Raw genomic sequence first — 1301 nt, forward strand, 5'->3', positions numbered from 1 at the left:
ATATACCGGCACGCCAGATCATTGCGGTTCAGCCCTGCCAAAGCGCGGGCCACCAAAATCGCCTCTGAGGGGTCACGCCCTTGCGGTGGAAAATTCTGACGCAGAATCTGCAAGGCGTGTCTGACTTCAGCACTCTTGGGACAGATTTGAGGATTTGAATAACGGAGGATTTCTGGTTCATCTTATCGATTGGGAGATCGAGATGACGAAGAAACCGCATACATCGAAAGACGCCGCCGACAAGGTGGTTAAAAACATTCGCCGTAAGACCCGGCAGGCTTATTCAGCTGAAGAAAAGATCCGCATTGTATTGGCGGGCCTGCGAGGCGAGGAAAGCATCTCGGTGCTGTGTCGCCGGGAAAGTATCGCTGAGAGCTTGTATTACAGCTGGTCGAAAGAGTTCCTTGAAGCTGGCAAGCGCCGGTTATCGGGTGACACGGCGCGTCAGGCCACATCGCCAGAGGTTAAGGAATTGCGTTCAGAATCCTTGGCCTTGAAAGAATGCGTAGCCGACCTGACCCTTGAGAACCGCCTGCATAAAAAAAGCATGACAGGAAGTGGGGGATACGAGGAATGAGGTATCCTGCATCCGAGAAGCTGGAAATCATCCGCACCGTGGAGGGTTCGCACCTCCCCACTAAGGTGACCCTCGACATGTTGGGCATCCCACGCACGACATTTTACCGATGGTATGATCGCTACGTCGACGGTGGGTTCGACGCACTGGCCGATGGATCTCCGCGCCCGAAGTCGGTCTGGAATCGGATCCCAGATGCAAGACGCGATGATCTGATTGAGTTCGCACTCGAACACGAGGCACTGTCGACACGGGAATTGGCGGTCAAATACATTGATGAGAAGCGGTATTTTATCTCTGAATCATCAGCTTATCGCATCTTGAAAGCTGCTGATCTGATCACTGCACCCGATTATGTCGTCATCAAAGCGGCAGAGGAGTTCAAAGACAAAACCACAGCAATAAACGAGATGTGGCAGACCGACTTCACCTACTTCAAGATTATCGGCTGGGGTTGGTACTATCTCAGCACAATCCTGGATGATTATAGCCGCTACATAATTGCCTGGAAGCTTTGCACAAACATGCGCGCCGAGGATGTGACAGATACGATCGAGCTGGCGTTGACCGCATCCGGTTGCGACCAGGCCGTCGTGCGCCACAAGCCACGCCTGCTAAGCGATAATGGTGAGCTATGCGGGAATTTGGGTGATGGCGTGATTTGAAGGGCGGCGTATCGTGGCAGGTGATCAAGCCAGCCAGAACCTCACGAGGAGCGATACGC

Annotated in this window: 1 pseudogene; it reads left to right on the plus strand. The window is 53.3% G+C overall.

What is annotated here, in order from left to right:
• Positions 1 to 202: 202 nt before the first annotated feature.
• Positions 203 to 1206, plus strand: a pseudogene (locus BMZ91_RS20990) (DDE-type integrase/transposase/recombinase); the annotation flags it as partial.
• Positions 1207 to 1301: the final 95 nt, after the last annotated feature.

The sequence above is a fragment of the Roseovarius lutimaris genome (assembly GCF_900115165.1).
In the GTDB taxonomy this organism is placed as follows: Bacteria; Pseudomonadota; Alphaproteobacteria; order Rhodobacterales; family Rhodobacteraceae; genus Roseovarius; species Roseovarius lutimaris.